The 21,412-nt window shown below is 34.6% G+C and carries 16 protein-coding genes; 2 read left to right on the top strand and 14 right to left on the bottom strand.

Features of this window, described 5'->3' with window-relative positions:
* Window positions 1–4: 4 nt before the first annotated feature.
* The 5 genes from cmoB to K345_RS20260 all read right to left on the bottom strand — a co-directional run bounded on the left by cmoB (window position 5) and on the right by K345_RS20260 (window position 5,158).
* Window positions 5–997, bottom strand: a complete 993-nt coding sequence (gene cmoB, locus K345_RS0108030) for a tRNA 5-methoxyuridine(34)/uridine 5-oxyacetic acid(34) synthase CmoB (protein ID WP_053228148.1) — start codon at window positions 995–997, stop codon at window positions 5–7.
* A 4-nt stretch (window positions 998–1,001) separates the two neighbouring features.
* On the bottom strand, window positions 1,002–1,745 hold the full coding sequence (cmoA, locus tag K345_RS0108035; RefSeq protein WP_053228149.1) for a carboxy-S-adenosyl-L-methionine synthase CmoA: 744 nt from the start codon (window positions 1,743–1,745) through the stop codon (window positions 1,002–1,004).
* A gap of 32 nt (window positions 1,746–1,777) precedes the next feature.
* A complete protein-coding gene (locus K345_RS0108040; protein WP_028973720.1) occupies window positions 1,778–2,392 on the bottom strand; it encodes a DUF6935 domain-containing protein in 615 nt (204 codons plus the stop codon).
* Between the two features lie 68 nt (window positions 2,393–2,460).
* On the bottom strand, window positions 2,461–3,381 hold the full coding sequence (locus K345_RS0108045; protein ID WP_028973721.1) for an AEC family transporter: 921 nt from the start codon (window positions 3,379–3,381) through the stop codon (window positions 2,461–2,463).
* A gap of 1 nt (window position 3,382) precedes the next feature.
* The gene (locus K345_RS20260; protein WP_211227850.1) at window positions 3,383–5,158 is read right to left on the bottom strand and encodes a YgiQ family radical SAM protein; all 1,776 of its coding nucleotides are present in this window, start codon (window positions 5,156–5,158) and stop codon (window positions 3,383–3,385) included.
* A gap of 62 nt (window positions 5,159–5,220) precedes the next feature.
* Here K345_RS20260 and K345_RS0108055 point away from each other — a divergent pair, with 62 nt between their 5' ends.
* The gene (locus K345_RS0108055; RefSeq protein WP_028973722.1) at window positions 5,221–5,985 is read left to right on the top strand and encodes a DUF6062 family protein; all 765 of its coding nucleotides are present in this window, start codon (window positions 5,221–5,223) and stop codon (window positions 5,983–5,985) included.
* Between the two features lie 29 nt (window positions 5,986–6,014).
* Here K345_RS0108055 and K345_RS0108060 read toward each other — a convergent pair whose 3' ends face one another.
* The 9 genes from K345_RS0108060 to cysS form a co-directional block, all read right to left on the bottom strand.
* The gene (locus K345_RS0108060) at window positions 6,015–8,657 is read right to left on the bottom strand and encodes a valine--tRNA ligase (protein ID WP_028973723.1); all 2,643 of its coding nucleotides are present in this window, start codon (window positions 8,655–8,657) and stop codon (window positions 6,015–6,017) included.
* Window positions 8,658–8,720: 63 nt separating this feature from the next.
* Window positions 8,721–9,947 carry a hybrid sensor histidine kinase/response regulator gene (locus K345_RS0108065; RefSeq protein WP_028973724.1) on the bottom strand — a complete coding sequence of 409 codons (1,227 nt, stop codon included), beginning with the start codon at window positions 9,945–9,947 and terminating at the stop codon, window positions 8,721–8,723.
* Window positions 9,944–14,788: a PAS domain S-box protein gene (locus K345_RS22290; protein ID WP_211227851.1), complete on the bottom strand. Its 4,845-nt coding sequence runs from the start codon at window positions 14,786–14,788 to the stop codon at window positions 9,944–9,946. The genes K345_RS0108065 and K345_RS22290 overlap by 4 nt, the downstream gene beginning before the upstream one ends.
* Window positions 14,721–15,944, bottom strand: coding sequence for a Crp/Fnr family transcriptional regulator (locus K345_RS0108075; RefSeq protein WP_028973725.1), 1,224 nt, complete (start codon window positions 15,942–15,944; stop codon window positions 14,721–14,723). Before K345_RS0108075 ends, K345_RS22290 begins: the two co-directional genes overlap by 68 nt.
* Window positions 15,945–16,000: 56 nt before the next feature.
* Complete coding sequence (locus K345_RS0108080; protein ID WP_028973726.1) at window positions 16,001–17,518, bottom strand: transglutaminase-like domain-containing protein; 1,518 nt, start codon at window positions 17,516–17,518, stop codon at window positions 16,001–16,003.
* Window positions 17,502–17,966 carry a hypothetical protein gene (locus tag K345_RS0108085; RefSeq protein ID WP_028973727.1) on the bottom strand — a complete coding sequence of 155 codons (465 nt, stop codon included), beginning with the start codon at window positions 17,964–17,966 and terminating at the stop codon, window positions 17,502–17,504. Before K345_RS0108085 ends, K345_RS0108080 begins: the two co-directional genes overlap by 17 nt.
* Complete coding sequence (locus K345_RS0108090) at window positions 17,963–18,502, bottom strand: anti-sigma factor family protein (RefSeq protein ID WP_028973728.1); 540 nt, start codon at window positions 18,500–18,502, stop codon at window positions 17,963–17,965. The genes K345_RS0108085 and K345_RS0108090 overlap by 4 nt, the downstream gene beginning before the upstream one ends.
* Window positions 18,492–19,010 carry an RNA polymerase sigma factor gene (locus K345_RS0108095; protein ID WP_037571612.1) on the bottom strand — a complete coding sequence of 173 codons (519 nt, stop codon included), beginning with the start codon at window positions 19,008–19,010 and terminating at the stop codon, window positions 18,492–18,494. Before K345_RS0108095 ends, K345_RS0108090 begins: the two co-directional genes overlap by 11 nt.
* 28 nt (window positions 19,011–19,038) lie before the next feature.
* Window positions 19,039–20,448: a cysteine--tRNA ligase gene (cysS, locus tag K345_RS0108100; RefSeq protein ID WP_028973730.1), complete on the bottom strand. Its 1,410-nt coding sequence runs from the start codon at window positions 20,446–20,448 to the stop codon at window positions 19,039–19,041.
* A 73-nt stretch (window positions 20,449–20,521) separates the two neighbouring features.
* Here cysS and murB point away from each other — a divergent pair, with 73 nt between their 5' ends.
* Window positions 20,522–21,409 (top strand): UDP-N-acetylmuramate dehydrogenase, encoded by an 888-nt coding sequence (murB, locus tag K345_RS0108105; protein ID WP_037571614.1) that lies wholly within the window; start codon window positions 20,522–20,524, stop codon window positions 21,407–21,409.
* The last annotated feature ends 3 nt before the right edge of the window (window positions 21,410–21,412 follow it).

The following is a 21,412-nucleotide window of genomic DNA, read 5'->3' on the forward strand; positions in this document are numbered from 1 at the left end:
CTTTTTACTTCTCACCCCGTATTAGGAATCTAACTGGTGCGGGGTAACCTTCAATCGTTTTCTTTGGATCATCAGGATCTAGAAAATCATCTAGGGATTGGGTATCAATCCATTCTGTTTTTCTCTGTTCATCTAAAGTTGTGGGAGATACATCTAATGTGACTACATTACGGAACCCTACTCGTTTCATCATACTTTCCATGCCCTTCCATGTCGGTAAAAACCAATAACCAGGAGCCTTCATATATCGTCCTTCAGGAAAAAGAAAATGCGGTTCAGCTCCAGGAATACCAATAGTCTCAAGAAAACAAACACCCCCCTTTTTCATTCCTTTTAATAAAGCTTGTAAACTGTCCACTGGATTCCTACGGTGATATATAATGCCCATAAAAAAGACAACATCAAAAAAAGATTCAAAGAGGGGAAAATCTTCTATTCCCAATAATTCAAAAACCAATCGAGGATCATTATAGAATTTTTTATTGAATTCATTAAAAAAGAAATATTTGTCCATGGGGTCAAATCCTACGACTAAAGCTGGATTTTGATGAAGCATACGATACATATAATACATGTTATTACAACCGATATCTGCAATGATCTTATCTTCCAAATGGGGGAGACCACACTCTATTAATCTTTGCCACTTCAAATCAGAGCGCCACTCTGCATCAATTCTATGACCAAAGTATTCAAATGGACCTTTTCGCCAAGGTATAAGATCTTTTAAGGACTGCAAAACAAGAGAAGACTGATTATCATCAATATCATTCTTATCACCAAAGCGGATGATCGAAGAAGAAAAATCTACTGACGAAGGGACAAAATCAGGCATATTAATAAAAGTCTTAAACCACTTTTCAGTATGAGGTCTTGTTAGCTTAACAGAAGCTTCCTGTCTAGCTTTTCTAATCTGGTCTAAACAACGAAAACCATACTCCTCTGGATATTGTGTATCTAAATAACTATTTACAAAGTGATCAAATATTTCTTTCATATCCCTACTTCTTCATACATATAAAGGAGGTAAAATTATTCCAACTAAAAAAGATGTCAACAGAATTAAACCCACAAGAATAAAACAATTCCTGTTCCTCCTTAACTGTATACGGAATCAGAACATTCTCTAAGGCCTCTCTTTTCTGGCTAATTTCCATATCAGAATAACCATTTGATCTTTTAAAAGCATAATAATAATCAACAAATATTCTGCTTATGTCTGTTGAAGATTGAAGCATCTTATCACTTACTAACAATATCCCATTATGAGTTAATCCATTATATACATGCTTCAGGATTTCTTCTCTAAGTAAAGGATCGATGAATTGCAAAGTGTAATTTAAAACAATAACGGAAGCATTTTCAATCTTTGCAGTGAGAATATCTTCATTACGAATATCCACAGAAGCTTCTTCAACTTCGGCTTTATTGAATTTCTCTTTAGCTTCTTCACACATTGCAGCAGATTGATCGAGACCAATCAATTTGAATTTATCATGCCCAGCATCTTTCAAACTATGATAGAGGCTTAACAAAGTAGTCCCTGTGGAACAACCAAGATCATAGATCGCCGTATCTTGTCTATAAAATATTCGTCCATATGTAGCTATCATGCTTTGCACTTCTGAATAGAAAGGAATGCTTCTTAGAGCCATATCATCAAAAACATGAGCAACTTTAGAATTAAATTCAAAGGGGGGTACATTTTTTAAAGGTGTATCATATATACAATCAGATTTATCCATTCGAAAACCTCAGGGGCGCAGTCTAATCTAATCTATAGGTCATCGTCAACAAGTTCAGTAGGAGCAAGGACACCAAGGAATAAACTATGGCTTTTTACTTTCCACAGACCTCTATTATTTTTTTTAAGAACAATAGGACGGGGGGTTTCAGAACCAGTAGAATGGACAAACAACTTCACCTCTGTGTCACTAATATAGCTGTATGCGTTTGTACTATACATAATTTTATAAGGTTTTTTAGGAAGAACATACCGGCTTTCCGGACTAGTCCCCATAAGATAGCTAAAAGCAATATAAGGACGCGGTTCAAGATAGTTTTTAGCACGTAACATAAAAGTTTGACTAGGACTGTACCCCTTATATCCAGAAGGGTCAGTTACCAGGTTGAACCTATCCAGACTGATAGTAAAAGCTTCCTGTCCTAAGTTTTGATTTTGAGTATACATTACCATCGATACAATAAACATCGAGGCCCCACCTTCTGGTGATAGAGATAATCTATCTCTTAAAGCCAGAAAGCTATCTAGATTGGTCGGTATGCCCGGTATTTCTACTATAATAGGAGTTTCATCTGAAAATCCCTTTATAGTACAAAATAACACGAACAACAGTGTCAGACCTTCTTTTAATCCTAATTTATATCTCAAAAAAATAAATCCTCTTATCTGTATGCCCTCTAGATCATATTACATCAAAGATATTGTTGCAATTTCTTTTATTTTAACAGTAAATAGCTCCAAATTGGAATTGTGATCAATGAAAAAAGAGTGCTCACAAATACAAACTGACTAGCAAGAGAACCTTTTCCCCCATATTTTTCACTGAGAATGGGAGCATTAGCTGCTGCTGGCATAGCAGATACTATAATAGGGATATATAAGGAAACACCACTAAACCAAGGCCTCAAAATCAACCATAAAGTAAAGGGGATCAAAAGTAACCTAATTACAGTTGCTACAAATAATCTCCATTCCTTGGCTATATCTCGCACAGGTAGAACTGCCAATAAGGAGCCAATTGTAATCATCGAGAGAGGTGTAGTAATACTCCCTATTAAATCAATAGGTTTAAGGATAAACTCTGGCAAAGTGAAACCTGTGATAAAAAAGATAAAACCTATAAATGTCGCTACTAAGGGGGGACTTATTAGGATTTTCCAACTAAATAATTGTCCTTCACTCTTTCCTTTAGTTAACAATAAAACACCCAATGAGAAGGCAAGGAAATTAAAAGGAATATTGAAAATTGCAGCATAGAAGACACCCTTTTCTCCTAAGACAGCTTCAATGACAGGATATCCCATAAATCCAACATTTGAAAACAAAAAACAAAACCTGTATACCCCTTTATCCTCTTCTGGTGCTTTCAAAACAAAAGTAAAAACTAATGCAGCAATCCCAAAAAAGACATAAGCAATAACAGATAAAACAAACATCTCAATACTTTGATTGAGCATATCCTTGCTATTTGATTGAAGCATGGAAACAAATATCATTGCAGGGAGAGTATAATGGAGTAATAATTGAATCATTCCCCGCGTGATATCTCCATCAAATACATTTTTTTTCCTAAGATAATATCCCAGGACTATGAGTACAAACAAAGTAAAAACAGATTCAAAAGTTGAGTAAAACATACTACCTTCCTGGTGAGATCAAATATTGGGAACCATTTCCAATAAGGTCCCTACGATTTAACATTTTTAAAGCTTGAATTACTAACTTTTTATTCTCTTTTTTATGGAATTGCAACAAGGCCCGTTGAAGTTTTCGTTCTTTATCACCTTTAGGTATATGGATAGACTTACCTGATATAGGATCTATTCCAGTAAAATACATACATGTAGATATTGTACCAGGTGTAGGATAAAAATCCTGGACCTGATCGGGGACAAAACCTTCAGACTTTAAAAACAGAGCTAATTCCAATGCATCTTCCAGAGTAGATCCAGGATGACTGGATATAAAATATGGAATAAGGTACTGCTTTTTCTTAGTATTTATCTTAGTAAATTGTTGTTTAAAATCATTATATACATTAATACTGGGTTTTCCCATCAAATCCAATACAGCTTTACTACAATGTTCTGGTGCTACCTTTAATTGTCCACTAATATGGTGATTTGAAAAATCTCTAATGGAATCCATCTCGTCTTTCAAATAATCATAACGTATTCCAGACCTGACATATACCTTTTTAACTTCATTCCTATTTCGTAATTTTGTTAGTGTCTGAATAAAAGGTTTATTGTCCTTTTTTATATGTTTACACATAGTAGGATACAAACAATTCTTCCCATAACAAGTACCCTTTGTTAATTGCTTATCACAAGAGGGACCTGTAAAGTTCGCAGTGGGTCCTCCTACATCATTAATAACACCTTTAAAATCCTTATGCGCGACAAACTCATCAACTTCACTCTGAAGACTACTATCACTACGAGTTTGAACAATCTTACCCTGATGAAAAACTATAGCACAAAAACTACAAGAACCATAACATCCTCTATTCCTAGTCAAACTAAATTTAACCTCATTTAAGGCGGGTATTTTTTGATTTCCATAACAAGGATGGGGCAACCTGAAGTATTTCAAATTATAGATTTTATCAAGTTCCTTTGTTTTTAGAGGAATAGACGGTGGATTTTGAACTACATATTGAGATCCCGCTTGTTCAATCAAAGTCTTACCCCATATAGGGTCTTGATTGTAATACTGGATTTTTGTGCTTTCTGCATACTTTCTTTTGTCCGAAGTTACCTCTTCAAAAGATGGTAATAGAACACTGCTATCAATATTAGGTAACTGCGTTTGACGATATACCGTTCCTGGAATATCTATTAGATCATTTATATCCTGTCCATCACGTAATCTATTTGCTATATGAAGTAATGTATATTCGGCCATACCATAGACTAAAAGACTGGCTTTTGAATCAAGAAGTATAGATTTACGAACTTTGTCAGACCAATAATCATAATGACTGAATCGTCTAAGAGAGGATTCTATTCCTCCTATTATGGTAGGAATATTTTTATAGGCTTGTTTGGCCATTGTTGTGTATCTAATGATGGCACGATCTGGACGTTTTCCAATTTGACCATCGGGTGTATAACTATCACTACGACGCAACCTTTTGTTTGCAGTATAGTGATTAACCATAGAGTCCATATTGCCAGAATTAATCAAGAATCCATACTTTGGTCGGCCTAAAAGTCTAAAATTCTCAATATCGTTAATGTCTGGTTGAGCCAAAATACCAACCTTAAATTCATGAGCTTCTAACCACCTAGATAATAAAGCTGTAGCAAAAGACGGATGATCAACATAAGCGTCACCAGAGATAAAGATAAAGTCGCATTCTGTCCAACCTAATTTGGACATTTCTGTAATATTAGTGGGGAACCAATTCATATACCGCACAATACCAATTATTTGATTTTCAAAAAAGACCCAATTCATGCTATAACACTAATATGAAGTATGAATTAGAAACGATTCCCGTATGGGATGCTGTCAGACAAAATGATGAATGTCCTTTCTGTATTTTAAATAAAAAAGCTGAAGAAGACTATGTAAAGTTTTATTTAGGGGACTCTGTTATGGTTCCCGAAATACGCCTGGAAGTTAACAAACATGGCTTTTGTTACGATCATTACAACATTATGTTAGATGGAGGCAATAGACATGGTTTGGGTCTCATGCTACATACCCACTACTCAGAATATAACGATAAACTTTCTAAGAATGAAAAAAAGCTCGAGCAAGTGCTTAAAACTTATAACAAGAAGAATCTAGTTCCTGAGATCGGAAAAAACAAGGTCTTATTAGGACAAATAAATAGCTTTTTAGAGTCCATTCAAACTTCTAAGGATGAATGCCTTATTTGCGATAAAATGGAAGGAAGATTAAAACGTTACTATTACACCTTTATAATATTGTGGCAGAAAAATGATCAAGGATTTAGACAAACGATACAATCACAAAAAGGATTTTGTGATCGTCACTTCATAGATCTGATTAGCTTAGCCAGTAATATACTCAAAACAAAAGATATGATTCTCTTTCTTAGAGACATAATGACTATCCAAAAAACTAATCGAGATAGGATAGAGTCTGAGATATTGTGGTATACCCAGAAATTTGATCCCCAATATATTGACAAACCATGGGGTACAGCAAAAGATGCAGTTTACAGAACAATTCAACGTCTAGTTGGACTATTCAGAAGAGAAGAATAGCAGGCGCAAAACACCTGCTATTTAATAATTTATTGTAATTCCAACAAGTATTTTCTTTGTTTATCAAGAGTTGAAGAAAACTCTTCAAGCTTGTCTTTTTCTTTTGCTACGACATCATCAGGAGCGTTATTTAGGAATTTCTCATTCTTAAGCTTCCCCTCGGTTGATTTAAAGAGTTTCTCTGTCTTAGCAATGTTCTTCTTTAATTTTGCTATCTCTGCAGGCATATCTATTATGTCTTTGATATAAATATATGCTTCAAATCCTTTACCTATTGCAGCTATTGCATCAGTCTTATCATTATCAGAGGCATCAAAACTTATAGAACTAGCTTTAACAAACTCCTTAATTAATAGAGAATTCTTTTCAAAAACATCCATAATTTTAACATCATCAGATTTTACTTTCACAGGAATTGTCTTTTCAGGAGAGATGGTAAACTCAGAACGGATGGTCCTAATAGACTTAATCAAATCTTGAACAATGGAGAAATTTTCATTGATTGTTGGATTACACCTAGCTTCATCAAACTCTGGATAAGAAGCTTCTGCTATAAAACCTTCAGTATCAGGTAAATATTGATATAACTCTTCAGTTATAAAGGATAAAAAGGGATGCATAAGTTTTAAACTATCTTTTAATACAGATATTAATAAAGTAACAGACCTATCTTTTTCCTGCTCATCTTGAGAATACAAACTGAGCTTAGAACCTTCAATGTACCAATCACAGAAGTCATTCCAGAAAAAATCATAAATGATATGGGTCGCATCATTGAATCTATAATGACTGATGGCTTTATCTACTGCTCTGGACGCTTCATTTAGCTGATGATAAATCCACTTATCCAAATCCGATAATTCAATATCTGCAAGATTAACCAGTTGTCGACCCTCCAGATTCATTAGAATATAGCGACTTGCATTCCAGATTTTATTAGCAAATTTTGAACCTAGTTTAAAGCTCTCCGTATCTATTAGGATATCCTGCCCCTGAGCACACATATAGGCAAGGGTGAACTTCATTGCATCTGCACCATATTCGCCAACGACATCTAATGGATCAATACCATTCCCTAAAGATTTGGACATCTTACGCCCCTGCTTATCTCGGACCAAACTAGTAATATAAATGTCTTTAAAAGGAGCCTTTCCCATAAACTCTTTTCCTGCCATAACCATTCTGGCTACCCAGAAGAAGATAATATCGTAACCAGTAACTAGAGCACTTGTAGGATAAAAGGAATCAAGATCTTGTGTTTTTTCGGGCCATCCTAGAGTGGAGAAAGGCCATAACCAAGAACTAAACCATGTATCAAGAACATCCTCATCCTGAATAAGATTATGGCTTCCACACTTATCACAACTCTCAGGATCATGGCGTAAAACCATTTGGTTATTACATTCTTTACAATACCATACTGGTATTCGATGTCCCCACCATAGTTGTCTAGAAATACACCAATCTCTTATTCCAGACAACCAGCTTTTATATGTATTCTCCCACTTTTTAGGATAAAAAGTAATCTCATTTGTTTCCCAAGCTTCCATAGCTTTTTCTGCCAGCGGCTTCATCTTCACATACCATTGTTCAGAAAGGTAAGGTTCAATAACAGTATTACATCTGTAACAGTGTCCAACTTGATGATTATGATCCTTACTATCTATATAAAGACCAGCCTCTTCCATTAGCTTGAGGGTTTCTTTTCGAGCTGTTTGTATATCTAACCCTCTTAAAGCCTCTGGCACATTATCATTTAGTTTTCCATCTGGAGTTAAAATATTAATTTCGTCAAGATTATGTCTTTTTCCAATTTCATAATCATTAGGATCATGAGCTGGAGTAATTTTTACGGCACCAGAACCAAAAGCCTTATCTACATAAGGATCCCCTATGATCTTTATCCTTCGGTTAACTAAGGGAAGAATTAATTCCTTACCAATATATTTATGATATCGCTCATCATCAGGGTTAACAGCTACAGCCGTGTCTCCATACATAGTTTCCGGTCGTGTAGTCTCAATTTCAATAGACCCATTTCCTTCTGCAAAAGGATATTTGAATCTATATAACCTTCCCGATTTTTCACTGTATTCAACTTCATCATCTGCTATGGCTGTACCACAAGAAGAACACCAATTAACAAGATAATTCCCTTTATAGATCAATCCTTTCTCATACAAACTTACAAAGACTTCTCTAACAGCATCTGAGAGACCTTCATCCATTGTGAAACGCTCATGAGACCAATCACAGGACGCCCCAATCTTTTGAAGCTGCTTTGATATAATAGAATGGTGTTTTTCCTTAACTTTCCATGTTTCTTTTACAAATTCTTCACGGCCCAAATCATGTCGAGATAAGCCTTTTGCACGTAATTGACGTTCCACAACATTTTGTGTGGCTATACCAGCATGATCAGTCCCCGGGACCCAAAGCGTTGGTCGACCTTTCATTCGATAATATCTAATCAATATATCTTGTAAACTATTGTTTAATCCATGTCCCATGTGAAGGACGCCGGTAACATTAGGAGGAGGAATAACGATGGTAAAAGGGTCAACACCTTCTTTTGCTTTTGGTTTAAAAACACCGTTATTCATCCAATCCTGATATATCCTATCTTCAAATTCTGAAGGATTAAATGCTTTTGCCAAGTCTGAGGATTTCATATCCGGCTCCTAGTAAGAAAAATATTATGAATACTAACAAATTTGATAGGGACCTTCAAGCTACTATTGAATAGGAATATAAATCGTAAAAGACACAAAAGATTCAGGGGCATCTTTTGTATAATCAATACCATTTTTTGCTTCAATCCACGAATTCTGCCTCTTTAGTAATTGTCTAGCAACATATAATCCCATACCATCACTCCAAATTTCTTCAGCCAGTGTTTTAGGTTCTTTTGGAATTGTATAAAACAAATCAAAAACCATTTCTGAATACTCATAAGGTATACCTACAATTGTCCCATGAGTTAGAGGTAAATTCCTAACAGATATTTCCACAAAAGCTTTATTTTGGTGCCAATTAACATCCCATAAAAAGGTGATTTCGCTATTATCAGGAGAATACTTGATTGCATTAATGATTAATTCATGAAACACTCGTTTAAAGTAAGATAAATCTAATTGGAGAGAACCTTCTGAAAAAGTAGAACATCTATTTAGTTTAATGTCTCTTCCATATTTTTTGAACATATCATCCAGATTATCAATGTATTGCTTCATCTCATGAAATGACTCTAAAACAGATATTTTATCTTCACTTAACTTGATGGAATTGATCTGAGAAATAAAACTGATCTGATCATAGACCCTTTGATATTTTTCATTACCCTGGATAATCATATCTACTAAAGATTTTTGTATTTGATAATGGTCATCGTCTATTTTCGTTATACCATTTTTAAGCATCTCTAATAAAAAGAAGGCACCCGATTGATGGATAGTTCTAGTAAACAATTCCATGAATTGTTCTGTTTGTTTTATATCCTTGTTAGCATATAGCCCCTTCCAATTAACTATGGATTGGGTCTCTAAATGCCGAATCTCTTTTTCCTTTTCCACTCTATCTACAATTCGTTTTATCTTGAATTCCTCAATTGTCTTTTCAATACGAAATAAGAGAGTATCCTTACGGATAGGTTTCATTACAAAATCCTGAGCTCCTAAACGCATCATATCAATGGCAGTTTCCAGGTCAGAATTAGATGTTAAAAACACAAAAGGAATTGCATATTTATTCTCTCTTAATTTCTTTAGAAATACTTGTCCATTCATATTAGGCATAAAATAATCTGATAAGATAAGATCTACATCATCCCTTTCTTCAACCAGATCTAAAATAATCCGGGCATCCTCATAGATTTCCACATGATATCCGGCACCCACTAGAATATCTTCTATAAGCTTCAGGGTAATGACATCATCATCAACAACTACAACTTTTTTCTTCATAAAATCTCCAATAACATTTTTTCTATTATTTGATATTCAGACTGAAGTAGCCCAAACAATTTATCATATTCAAGATCTTCTTTATTTTTGGCAGCCAGCTCAATTTCACTGGCTATGGAACCAATATCGTCTAAACGCAAATTTAATGCCAAACCTTTAAGCTTATGGGCTATCATATGAACTTGGTCCAAATCTTCATGTTCGATAGCAGAACCTAAATCATCAATGAATTCTTTCTTACGTGAGATAAACTCTTGAAAGAGTAGATCAAGTGTTTCAATTGAGATCCCTAGGACTTTAGCTGTTTCCTGTCGATTGAGTTTGTCTCCCTGATTCTCAACTGATAAATACTTCTGAACTATCATTACTAAAGATTCCATTTCAATAGGTTTGGATAGATAATCATCCATACCTATATTCATAAACCTTTCTTTATCTCCTTTGATAGCATGAGCTGTTAGAGCAATAATGGGACAATGCTGCTGTTTTGCTTTTCTTTCATATTCTATAATTAGTTGAGTAGCCTCCTCACCATCCATTTCAGGCATTGAGATATCCATAAAAATCATATCAAAATCATTATTCTGTCTGGACTCAATGGCATGCAATCCATTAGGAGCTAAACTTACAGTTAAACCTAATTCTTCTAGCATTATTTTCATAAGATTTTGATTGATCTCATTATCTTCTACTACTAATACATGACCTTTTAATTGAGAATTATCTTCTGTATTGGTACTTTGTGGAGTTACAGTATGAGTTCCATTAATAGCAGTATGGATACAATCAACTATATTGGTTAAGAAGTGTGGATAATTGAGTACAAGGGAGTCAGATTTTTTTGTATTTACATGATGATCATTGATAACAAAAAGAGGAACATTATTACTGTTTAATTGTTTTATTTTATCAGTATTTACTGGGATATTTTCTATTACAAGCAAATCATAACTGCTGATATCAAGAGGTATTTCTTTCATAGTTTCTAACTCTTTTGAAAACACTGTTAAATAATGCTTAATAAAAGTAGGAAGTTTTGAGCTTTCACTATCTATATAGGCGACCCTTTGAGCTTTAATGCCAATACTTGATTGATAAGATAGGGCCGCTTCTGGTTTATCGAATTTGATATCAAAATAAAATAAACTTCCTTCATTCTGCTCACTCTTAAGTTTTAACTTACCACCCATAATTTCTGTTAAGCTTGCACAGATAGCCAGACCTAACCCGGTACCTCCAAACTTTCTACTAATGCTACTATCTGCTTGATGGAAACTATCAAATATACTCTTCTGTTGTTCCTTAGGGATTCCTATTCCATTATCCTTAACAGAAAATTCTAAAACAGCATAATCTTCTCCCATATCTCCTAAACGTATAGAAATTTGAATGGAACCCCCATTTTTAGTGAATTTAACGGCATTACTCAACAAATTGGTAATAATTTGCTTGAGTCTTAAGGGGTCTCCCAATAAGAGAATAGGTAAGCCAGGATCAACAAAAAAATGAATAACAATATTCTTTTCCAATGCTCCAGCTATAAAAAGCTCGACAATGTGTTCAAATTCTGTAATAGGATTAAAAGGTATAGACTCTATCTCAAGTTTCTGGCTTTCTATTTTTGAAAAATCTAAAATATCATTAATAATGGCAAGCAGATTTTTAGCACTGGACTTAATCGTATCCACAAATTCCTTTTGCTGAATCGCCAAACTGGTGTTACTCAGAAGACCTATAAATCCTATAATTCCATTAAGAGGAGTCCTTATTTCATGGCTCATATTAGCCAGAAAACTTGACTTAGCCTGTTCTGCTGCCTTTGCTTCTTTCAATGCCTTGTGTAAATCGGTTATATCATGGCTAACTGCGACAAGCTCAACGACCTCAGCTGTCTCATCATAGATAGGGATAACACTTGATTCCAGGACATAAAGTTCCCCATCTCTATTGATATTTTCAATAACACCATGCCAGTTCTTTCTACTGCTAGTGATTCCTTGAGTGGGATGAAATATTTCTTTAGCAGTATCATCACCAATAAAATCAGCTATAGGCCTGCCAATAGCTTCCCATATGGTATAACCTGTGATTTCATAGAACTGACCATTAGCAATGGTTATAATACCTTCTGGAGTGCATCCTATAACCATCGCTGATTCATCCAAAGCAGTCTTATACCCTATTAGGTAATTATTAGATTTAACAAGAGCCTTTTCCTTTTCCTTACGTTCAGAAATATCTCTAATCAGAAAGGTATGATACTGTTTCTTGCCGATATTCCAGGAACTATAAGACAAATCACAATCAAAACGTAATCCATTTTTTCTATAGGCAAAAGACTCATATATTTGTTCTACAAATAAGCCGTTTTCCCCTTTTTTTTGAGTATAATCTAACCACTCAGGTAGAATGATTTCAACATTTGTATTTATAATCTGATCGGATTTGTATCCAAATATATTCTCTGCGCCAGAGTTCCAAAAGAATATTTTACCACTCTGGTTTGCAAACAAAATTGCATCAGTAGCAGATTCAGATATAGCTTTAAATTTCTTTTCAAGCTCTTCATACTTTTCTTTTTTTCGATGCAACGGATACTGTAAATAAATGATAATGATTGTGATAATAATGAAGATAATTAATAAAATAAAAACTATCTTTCTCCACCAGAAAGGCTTTATATTTATGTAAACCTCTTTTGATTCATCTAACCAATTATCATTTTGATCTTTTAGTTTTAATTGAAAAGTATAATTCCCCGTACGTAAATTCTTATATTCCACATAGTCATTAATGTCTGAGTAATGCCATTGATCTTCAAACCCTTTTAGACGGAAAGCTAATTGAAAATGCTGAAGTGATTGGTCTTTTAGATAACCGTACCTTATCATTATTGATTCATCACTATACAGTTCAAAGCCCTGTGTTAAAGTATTAAAGTATTCCTCTGTTATATTCCTTTTCATTAAAGATACTTTATCTATATAGATAGAAGGTTTATGAAATTCCTGATGCCTGTCTTCGTTAAGGCGATCTATTAATAATCCCTTTCTAGTATTTATTAAATGATGATCATCACCCATATCAGCAAAAGAAATCCCTTTTGTTATCTCCATATCATGCATATAGCTTTGCACTGATATCGTATCTAAGGAATTATCCATTTTGTAAACATTTATGCTATCGAGAGAAGAAGAAAGAAGCTGGTCACCCCTCCACAACAATTGATAATTGTTGTTACGTATATTTTTATCAACCTTTTTAAACTTATCCGTTTTGAAGTTGTACACTGCAATTCCAGCAGCTTTAAAAGACATCCAAATACGGTCTTCTTTATCTAGGTAATAACTATCAATCGGTGAACTAGGAAAAAGATCAAAAGAAATATTTCTGAACTCATTCAACCTACCCTTTTTCAAGATATAATTGCTATCGTTCTCAGTAAAAATACAAATACCATTTTGGGGAAATGGAATAATATTCAAAATCTTATTATCAATATAAAATTTACGACTACGATTATAAGCAACTTCAAAAATAGTATTGTCACTAGTCAAAACATAAAGATCATCCGAGTACACAGATTCCTTAATGAATGCCTTATCTACTTCAAGCATAGTCCTAATGGTGTTAGTATCCAAACTGTAGTATATAATTGAATGTGGATACTGTAAAATCATAGCCCTGTCATATATCAACGTTTTTAGAGGTACACCTAAATCGGGATACATGATTTGCTTTTTATTATCTTGCAAATTAAGCAAAACGAGATTGGAGAGACTATCGATATAATAAATGTCATTGTTCTTGGAATCAAAATGTAGGACAGCTTTATAGTCATCGGAATTAAGAATATATTTGTTGACATTACTCATCCCATTGATAGCTAAGTAACTAAAATTATTATCCGAATAACTCCATATCGTCTGAAATTCATCAATAAAAAGCCCTTCTACGTCATAGATATTTCCATTAAAAACTTTTTCCAGTTTGTCGTCCCTATACATAAGGACATTTCCATCCAAGGTTGTACAAATTAGTCTATCTTGATCGAAGCCTTTTATTTGTGTGACGATATAATCACTATCGATAGTTAAATTCTTGTTATCTGTAAGATGGACTAGTCCATTATTGACAGTCGCAACATATAAGGAACTTGGAGACTCAATGTAGACGTCATAAAAGTCATTATACTCCTTCCAGTCTTCAGGGAACAACTCTATAGGGGTTACCCTATTTAACCAGAATAACTTCCCATTTTTACTAATATATATCTGGCCATTTGATAAGAATATGGTTTTATTGGAATTATCACTATAGATGTTAATAATTGGTCCATCAGCATATCTGTATAAATCAGTCGGTGTACTTAAATACAATAAATCAGAACTCTTATCATAATAGAGATGTTTAATATTTTTACCAAATAGATTGATATCCCTTTCTAAATAAAACTGTCCCGATAATTGATTAAATTCATAGAGAGTCCCTTCATTATTTAAGATGAGTATATTATCATCATTTGTAATTACTATTTCTGTTAAATACCCATCATAACGATACTTAAATACTTCAAAATGATTAGTTGTCCATCGTAACAACCCCTTAGATGTCAATAGCCAGACCATACCATCTTCAGTACGTTTAATATCCAGAATGCTCTGATTACTAAAGACATTTGGAGTTCTTGATATTTCAATATTTTGAGAGAAAGCAACAATTGTATTGAATATTAATAGTGCTACAACAATTATTCTTTTATTCATTACTTTGTTAGAATGAAGCTTTACGTGATCGAGTAATCTTTTCCATTTTTCTAAAATATTTTGCTTGTTTTTCAATTTCTTCAATATCACTTATAAATATTTTGTTATCCACTTCTCTAAGATTTTTATTTTTCATCAAATCAATCATTACAGCCCTACCTTCGGCCATAGGAACCCCTATCATATTTATAAGATCTTCCTTACCAAACTCAAAGGTATAACTACTTCCACTTTTAATAGGTACTCTAGCTTTTTCGAGCTGTATTAACAGAGCATCATATAGTCTTCCTAAAGGCTTTTCCATTATAGCATTAGCTAACTGTTTATATATAAACCATATACGCTCTGCTAATAAAGTAGTTAAGCGAGAAATAATTTGTGGCTGCGTCGTTACCATTCTTTCAAAGTTAGCTTGGTTCACAGCTAATAAGACAGCATCTTCATAGGCTTCAGCTGATGCTGATCTAGCTTTTTTTTCAATCAAAGCCATTTCACCAAAAATATCACCAGTCTTTAATATGGCTAACATGACTTCCTGATTATCTACAATCTTGGAAATCTTCACACTACCCTTTTGGATTATATATAGCTCATTTCCCGGTTGCCCTTCAGAAAAAATCATTGCTTCTTTTGGATATTCCCTAGTAAAAACCTCGCTATCATCTTCAAGATAAACACTTTTAGCATAAGGCTTTATCCTCCTAACCCTATCTAAAGCTGTTTTAACATTCTTACCATCTGGACAGAATTTCAAATATTGATGATAGGCAAAGTAGGCCTGATTATATTTATTGTTTTTGGCATAATATTCTCCCACAATAAATAGATGATTTAGATCGATTTCAGCTGTGCTCTTAAAAGTTAAGCGGGTTAATGCTTCATCAAGGAAACGCATACGTTTAGAAAAACTCTGAATAATTTTCATAGCAACTGGAGTATTACGTTCTATCAGTAATCCATATTGTTCTTGATGAACGGCAATCAATGTAACATCTGTCAAAGCTTGAGCCGTCTCAATATGACTATGGGAGGACATGGTTGATACAACACCAAAAAAGTCACCAGGCTCCAGGATGTTTCCCCCTTCCTCTTCAACGACTTCAACTTCTTTACTTACCCTAACAGTACCAGAACGGATGATGTAAAAGTATTCAGCCCTATGCTTCCCTTCTACTATGATATACGAGTTTTTTTTGAAAGATTGAAGTGCCAGTTGTAATGGGTTATGCATACCTTACCTGTTTTTAACGGATTCATATAGAAGTATAGGGGGGCTAAAATCCTTTGTCAACGTGGAACCTTAACGCTAAAGTCACCTATTAATTTGATCTCAGTATCTTCCAAGGATTCGATGGAATTATTATACCCCTCAAAGTAATCCCCATATTGATTTAACAAATGCACATTCCAGTCATTGTTGTTAATCTGTGTACCTTCAATGATTTCATCATAACAGCCAAAAGGTAAATAAACTTTATTACTGGGAGCAAATCCTGAATAATTAGAATCAACAGCTTGCTGACTGGGATCTACTATAATCCACCCAGCTCCAACCAGGAATATTTCAACCCAAGAATGGTTCTTAGTATTACCTTCCATGTCCATAATCATCCCTGAAATAACTCTAGCAGGAATATGAGCATTACGCATTAATGCAGCGTATATTTGATTATATCCCATTGGATTACTACGACGAGTGCTAATCTGTTGATCTACAGGAAGTTCGTCTGTGGTATAGGCTTGTCTTTTTAACAGGTAGTTATAACTATTAACCGCTATGTTATAAGGATTAGTATACCTTCCTTGCGTATATTCCCTTATAGAAGTTATAGAAGCATTACCAGCAGGTACAATCTCTGTGTTTTTGAGGTAAGGAGCAAAATAGTCATCATTTTTATCTATAAGGATGTTAGGAAGAGAGCTTAAATCGTGCCAGGAGACCCTTTGAAGCTCGATCATCATGTTGTAACTAAATTCTTCTCTATTAGATTGAGAAGTCTTTGACTGCACATAATGTCCCCTTAGTTCATAACTTTTATTAGCACCAATGATTTCCCAATTCCCAATTCCCACAAAATCATCCTGGGCATTAATTCTAACAATACCCTTAGGATGGGACAATACAAAATGTTTATTATATATTATCGTTTTGAAGTTTTCCTTTTGAACATACTGATTAATTTTTGTTTCAAAATTTATAATGTTAGAAGATTTATTATTTTGTACCAGGCTTATGCCATTAGCCGCAAAATCACCTAACCAGGTAAAAACGATAGAATTATCTGTCCAGGAATGTATCCACTCAATAGGAATGACATAATTATTATCTACACCGCTTAGAAAGATTTTACCAGAACGAAAACGGGTTAAGTCATCCCCTTCCAATGTGACAAAACTACCTAGTTGAGCGGAAGAAGGTCCTATCTTGGTTAATAAAGGAATATTTTCATTTATAGAGACTAAACTTGGAAATTCACCATTATTAGCTACTATAACACCTCGACTTGCACCATTATCAGTATTAACAATCAATACTCCAGTGCTAAAATTGTCGGGAGCTACAAATCTAATAAGATTTTTATCCCATTCTGTTATTTGCTCTTTTAATATTCTATCTCCATCAATAGTTAAGTATCCTTTTCTGCCAAAAGAATTACCTCTCACTTGAACATCCATTCCCGGCTGAATACTTTTTGGTTCAACCGACAAGATATGAGGCTTTTGTCTAGTGATATAGAGATTAATAAGAAATATACCAATAACAATGGCTATAAAAATTAGTGATATTTTAGGGATCTTTTTCATCAAGCTTCCGTAGAATAATTTCAAGTTCAATTATATAGTCGCCAGTCGCTGAAATTCCTAGCGGATAGTAAAAAAGTGCTTCATTAGGATGTATTTTTAGACTCTTAAATACAGTTTTGTACTGAGCTGTATTATCCTCTTTATACCACATCTGACCCTGAGCTATTAATAAATAAGAACCATCCTCCTGAAGATAGGGGGTTAAGGATGTTTTTAGCTTTAAGGTTTTTCCTTCCAAAGTAAATAGGACGGCTCTGCCTGGTAAAGTTATTTTGGATATTTCCCCACTCCAAAGCCCCTGTTCAGGGATGTTCATTTCAGCTTCCACCTTCAGAACAACAGCTTTAGATTTTAGTTCATCCCATAAATCTTTATCCACATCTTGACCAAAGGCATTCATAACTGTCAAAAGTAATAGGCAAGTGTTGATTAAGAAATGTCTACTCACTTTCCAGAATTCCCCTTAAAAGAGGCGGATCGTAAGAACTCAGGATTACCGTAAGTTTTTATAGGCATATCTGTAGGGATTTCCATAGTGTTCTTGGAGTTAAGGCCTTGTTCGGCTTCCATCAACTCTAAAGCAAGATCTACATCCTGAACATTAGCATTCATGGAAAGATTATTCAAAAGATCCCCTGAATTCTGGGCTGAAGAATTCATTCCATTCCAAAAATTAATCCCTCCTAGAGCAAACAAAGCTGCTGCGGCAACCGTTACCAAGGGAGCTGGAATATTGATGGATTTATGCCAGAACATTCCCCTTTTTGGTGAGGATCTAACAATATCGTTGAATCTATCCATATCAGGTTCCTTCATTGTAAGAGCTTCATTATCCTCACTCATTAGAACCTTTAGATTCTTCAGGCTTAAGTATTCCTGTTTACACTCTGGACACGAGTCAATATGTTCCTTTATTTGATGATCCCAAGGAGTAGGAACTTCATTATCCAGATAGGCTGATAGTAAAGTTTTATCAGGGCACATAGACTTCTCCTTGATCAATAAGATCAGCTAATTGTTTTCTTGCTCTAAACATACGCACCTTCACATTTCCCTCTGATATATGCAATGAATCAGCTATTTCCTGATAGGAAAAACCAGCGTACTCACGCAAAATCAAAATAGTTCGAAGCTTATGAGGCAACTTAAGCAGGGCTTCCTTAACGATCTCTTTTGTTTCATCTTTAAGCGTATTTTCTTCTCCCTCGTTTTTTGAGTCCTTTTTAGGTTCTTTAAAATAACGCTCATAGGCCCTTCTTTCTCGCCCCTTACGTTTCTCTTTATTGAGTGACAAGTTTTTGACTACCCGGATAAGCCAGTAAAGAGCTTCTTTTCCCTGTGGTAATGACTCCATCCTTTCGTAGTACTTTATAAAAGCTTCTTGAACAACCTCCTCCCCAACATCCTGATCACCACATATCTTAATGGCAACTTTATTAAGAAGAGAATAATTGTCTCGATATATCTTTTCAAATACGGATACATCACTCATACTAAACAACAAACCCTAACACAGCAGGTTACACTTTTTTCCATTGTGCACCTTGTGGAGTATCTATTATTTGGATTCCTTGTTTTAACAATTCATCCCTTAATTGATCAGACTTAAGAAAGTCTTTATTTTTTCGAGCGTCTTCCCGTTCTCTTATCAATTGTAACAGTTTATCATCGAGAGGCTCTTCAACAACCTCAACGTTTTCTAGTGCTTCTAATCCAAGTCCCAATATTCCGTCCATATCGTAGAGAACAGCTAACTTTTGTTCTGGTAACATATTTTTTGCCTTAACTGTTTTCCATACAACACTTAGCGCTCTAGGCATGTTCATATCCTGATCCAAAGCAGCATTAAACTCTTCAATGATAAGCTTTCCAGTCTCATCCAGGATAATAGATCCTGTTACTTTGGATTTGAATTCCAAAACCTTCTTCTCTAAGTTTTTACGGGCTTTTTTTGCACTATCCAAACTTTCATAAGTGAATATCAGCTGAGAACGATAATGTGCACCTAATAGAAAATACCGGTAATCCATTGCTTCATAACCCATATCTTTGAGCTTTTGCAAAGTTAAGAAATCACCTTTGGACTTAGACATTTTACCTGTTTGATCTAATAAAAATTCCCCATGAAGCCAGTAATTTACCCAAGATTTCCCAGTAGCCCCTTCTGTCTGAGCAATCTCATTGGTGTGATGAACAGGTATGTGATCAACACCACCACAGTGAATATCAAATTGTTCTCCTAAATACTTAGTACTCATGGCAGAACATTCCAAATGCCATCCAGGATATCCTTTTCCCCAGGGAGACTCCCATTGCATAGCCTGATCTTCAAACTTGGACTTAGTGAACCAGAGAACAAAATCTCTGGGATTTTTTTTAGCAGTATCAATATCTACACGAGCACCAGACATTAATTCCTGACGATCTAATAATGCCATCTCACCATAACTAGTAAATCCTTCGGTATCGTAATACACGTTACCTTCACTTACATAGGTCAGACCCTTCTCTTCCAATTGTGATATTAAGTTCTGCATATCCTTAATGTGATCAGTGGCTTTACAGACCACTTGAGGAGTTTTTATATGTAAAGAATCAATATCGCTAAAAAAAGCATTGGTAAAATGTTCTGCAATTTGCCAAACATTCCACCCCTTCTCTCTAGCACTCTTTATCATTTTATCTTCACCGTCATCACCATCATCAGATAGATGGCCAACATCGGTTACGTTCATTACATGTTTTACAGTATATCCATTTCTTTCCAAGACTCTTCTAAGAATATCTTCAAAGAAATAAGTTCGCAAATTACCAATATGAGCAAAATTATATACCGTTGGCCCACAACAGTACAAACCGACCTCATCCTTATTAATAGGTTTAAAGTCTTCCATGGTTCTATGTAGTGTATTATAGAATTGTAAGGCCAAAGCAATCCTCCCTGCCTGGTAGATTTTTTTTTCAACTAACGATAGATTGTATCAGGTGACTAAGTTATTGAATATGGGAAAAAAAATCAATCATAACTTGATTGTACCTCAAGTGTCTCTTAAAGAATATACAACATTCAGAATCGGTGGCAAAGCTGATTATTTTGCCCAACCAACTGATTATGAAGAAATACAAAGCCTGTTAAAATGGGCTAATGATTACAAAATACCCATTACTATTCTAGGTGCAGGGGCTAATGTGGTTATATCTGATGATGGCATTGAAGGGCTTGTTATCAACACAAACAAACTCAATCATGTTGAAATCCTATCAGATATAGTCATTACCGAATCAGGAAATGAAATATCTACTCTAATAGATCAATTAGAATCAGCTCAGCTCTCTGGTTTAGAGAGTTTTTATGGTATGCCTTCCAGCTTGGGAGGAGCCCTGAGAATGAATGCCCGGTGCTATGGGCATGAAATATCTGATCATCTCCTATGGGTTGACTATTTGGATGAGAAAAGTCGCTTAGTCAGATATAACTACAATCCAACTGATTGGGAATACAAAGTTAGTCCCTTTCAATCAGGCGACCTTTTTATATTTCGAGCGGCTTTTAAACTAGAACATAAGGAAAAGGCTCTCATAAGAGAAGAGATGGATTTAAGATATAATGATCGGGCTTCAAAAGGGCATTATAGAGCTCCCTGTGCTGGTTCGGCATTTAAGAATAATCATGACTTTGGTGCTCCTACAGGTAAAATCATTGATGACCTAGGTCTTAGAGGTTTGAAGGTAGGAAAAGCAAAAATATCCGATTGGCATGCAAACATTATAATTAATGAAGGAAGTGCAAGTTCTGAAGATATAAAATCATTGGTTAACATTATAATAGAACAGGTTAGAGAGGCTACTGGATTTAACTTAGAACCAGAAATTATCTTTATAGGTAGGTAAATA

Origin of the sequence: Spirochaeta cellobiosiphila DSM 17781 (assembly GCF_000426705.1) — a bacterium.
GTDB classification, from domain to species: Bacteria; Spirochaetota; Spirochaetia; order DSM-17781; family DSM-17781; genus Spirochaeta_E; species Spirochaeta_E cellobiosiphila.

Excerpts from the sequence above, each read along its gene's own strand:
- K345_RS0108095 (WP_037571612.1), bottom strand. The coding sequence starts at position 19,010 with ATGAGTGATGTATCCGTATTTGAAAAGATATATCGAGACAATTATTCT.
- K345_RS0108075 (WP_028973725.1), bottom strand. The coding sequence starts at position 15,944 with ATGCATAACCCATTACAACTGGCACTTCAATCTTTCAAAAAAAACTCG.
- K345_RS0108080 (WP_028973726.1), bottom strand. The coding sequence starts at position 17,518 with ATGAAAAAGATCCCTAAAATATCACTAATTTTTATAGCCATTGTTATT.
- K345_RS0108090 (WP_028973728.1), bottom strand. The coding sequence starts at position 18,502 with ATGTGCCCTGATAAAACTTTACTATCAGCCTATCTGGATAATGAAGTT.
- K345_RS0108065 (WP_028973724.1), bottom strand. The coding sequence starts at position 9,947 with ATGAAGAAAAAAGTTGTAGTTGTTGATGATGATGTCATTACCCTGAAG.
- K345_RS0108055 (WP_028973722.1), top strand. The coding sequence starts at position 5,221 with ATGAAGTATGAATTAGAAACGATTCCCGTATGGGATGCTGTCAGACAA.
- cmoA (WP_053228149.1), bottom strand. The coding sequence starts at position 1,745 with ATGGATAAATCTGATTGTATATATGATACACCTTTAAAAAATGTACCC.
- K345_RS20260 (WP_211227850.1), bottom strand. The coding sequence starts at position 5,158 with ATGAATTGGTTCCCCACTAATATTACAGAAATGTCCAAATTAGGTTGG.
- cmoB (WP_053228148.1), bottom strand. The coding sequence starts at position 997 with ATGAAAGAAATATTTGATCACTTTGTAAATAGTTATTTAGATACACAA.
- murB (WP_037571614.1), top strand. The coding sequence starts at position 20,522 with ATGGGAAAAAAAATCAATCATAACTTGATTGTACCTCAAGTGTCTCTT.
- K345_RS0108060 (WP_028973723.1), bottom strand. The coding sequence starts at position 8,657 with ATGAAATCCTCAGACTTGGCAAAAGCATTTAATCCTTCAGAATTTGAA.
- K345_RS0108045 (WP_028973721.1), bottom strand. The coding sequence starts at position 3,381 with ATGTTTTACTCAACTTTTGAATCTGTTTTTACTTTGTTTGTACTCATA.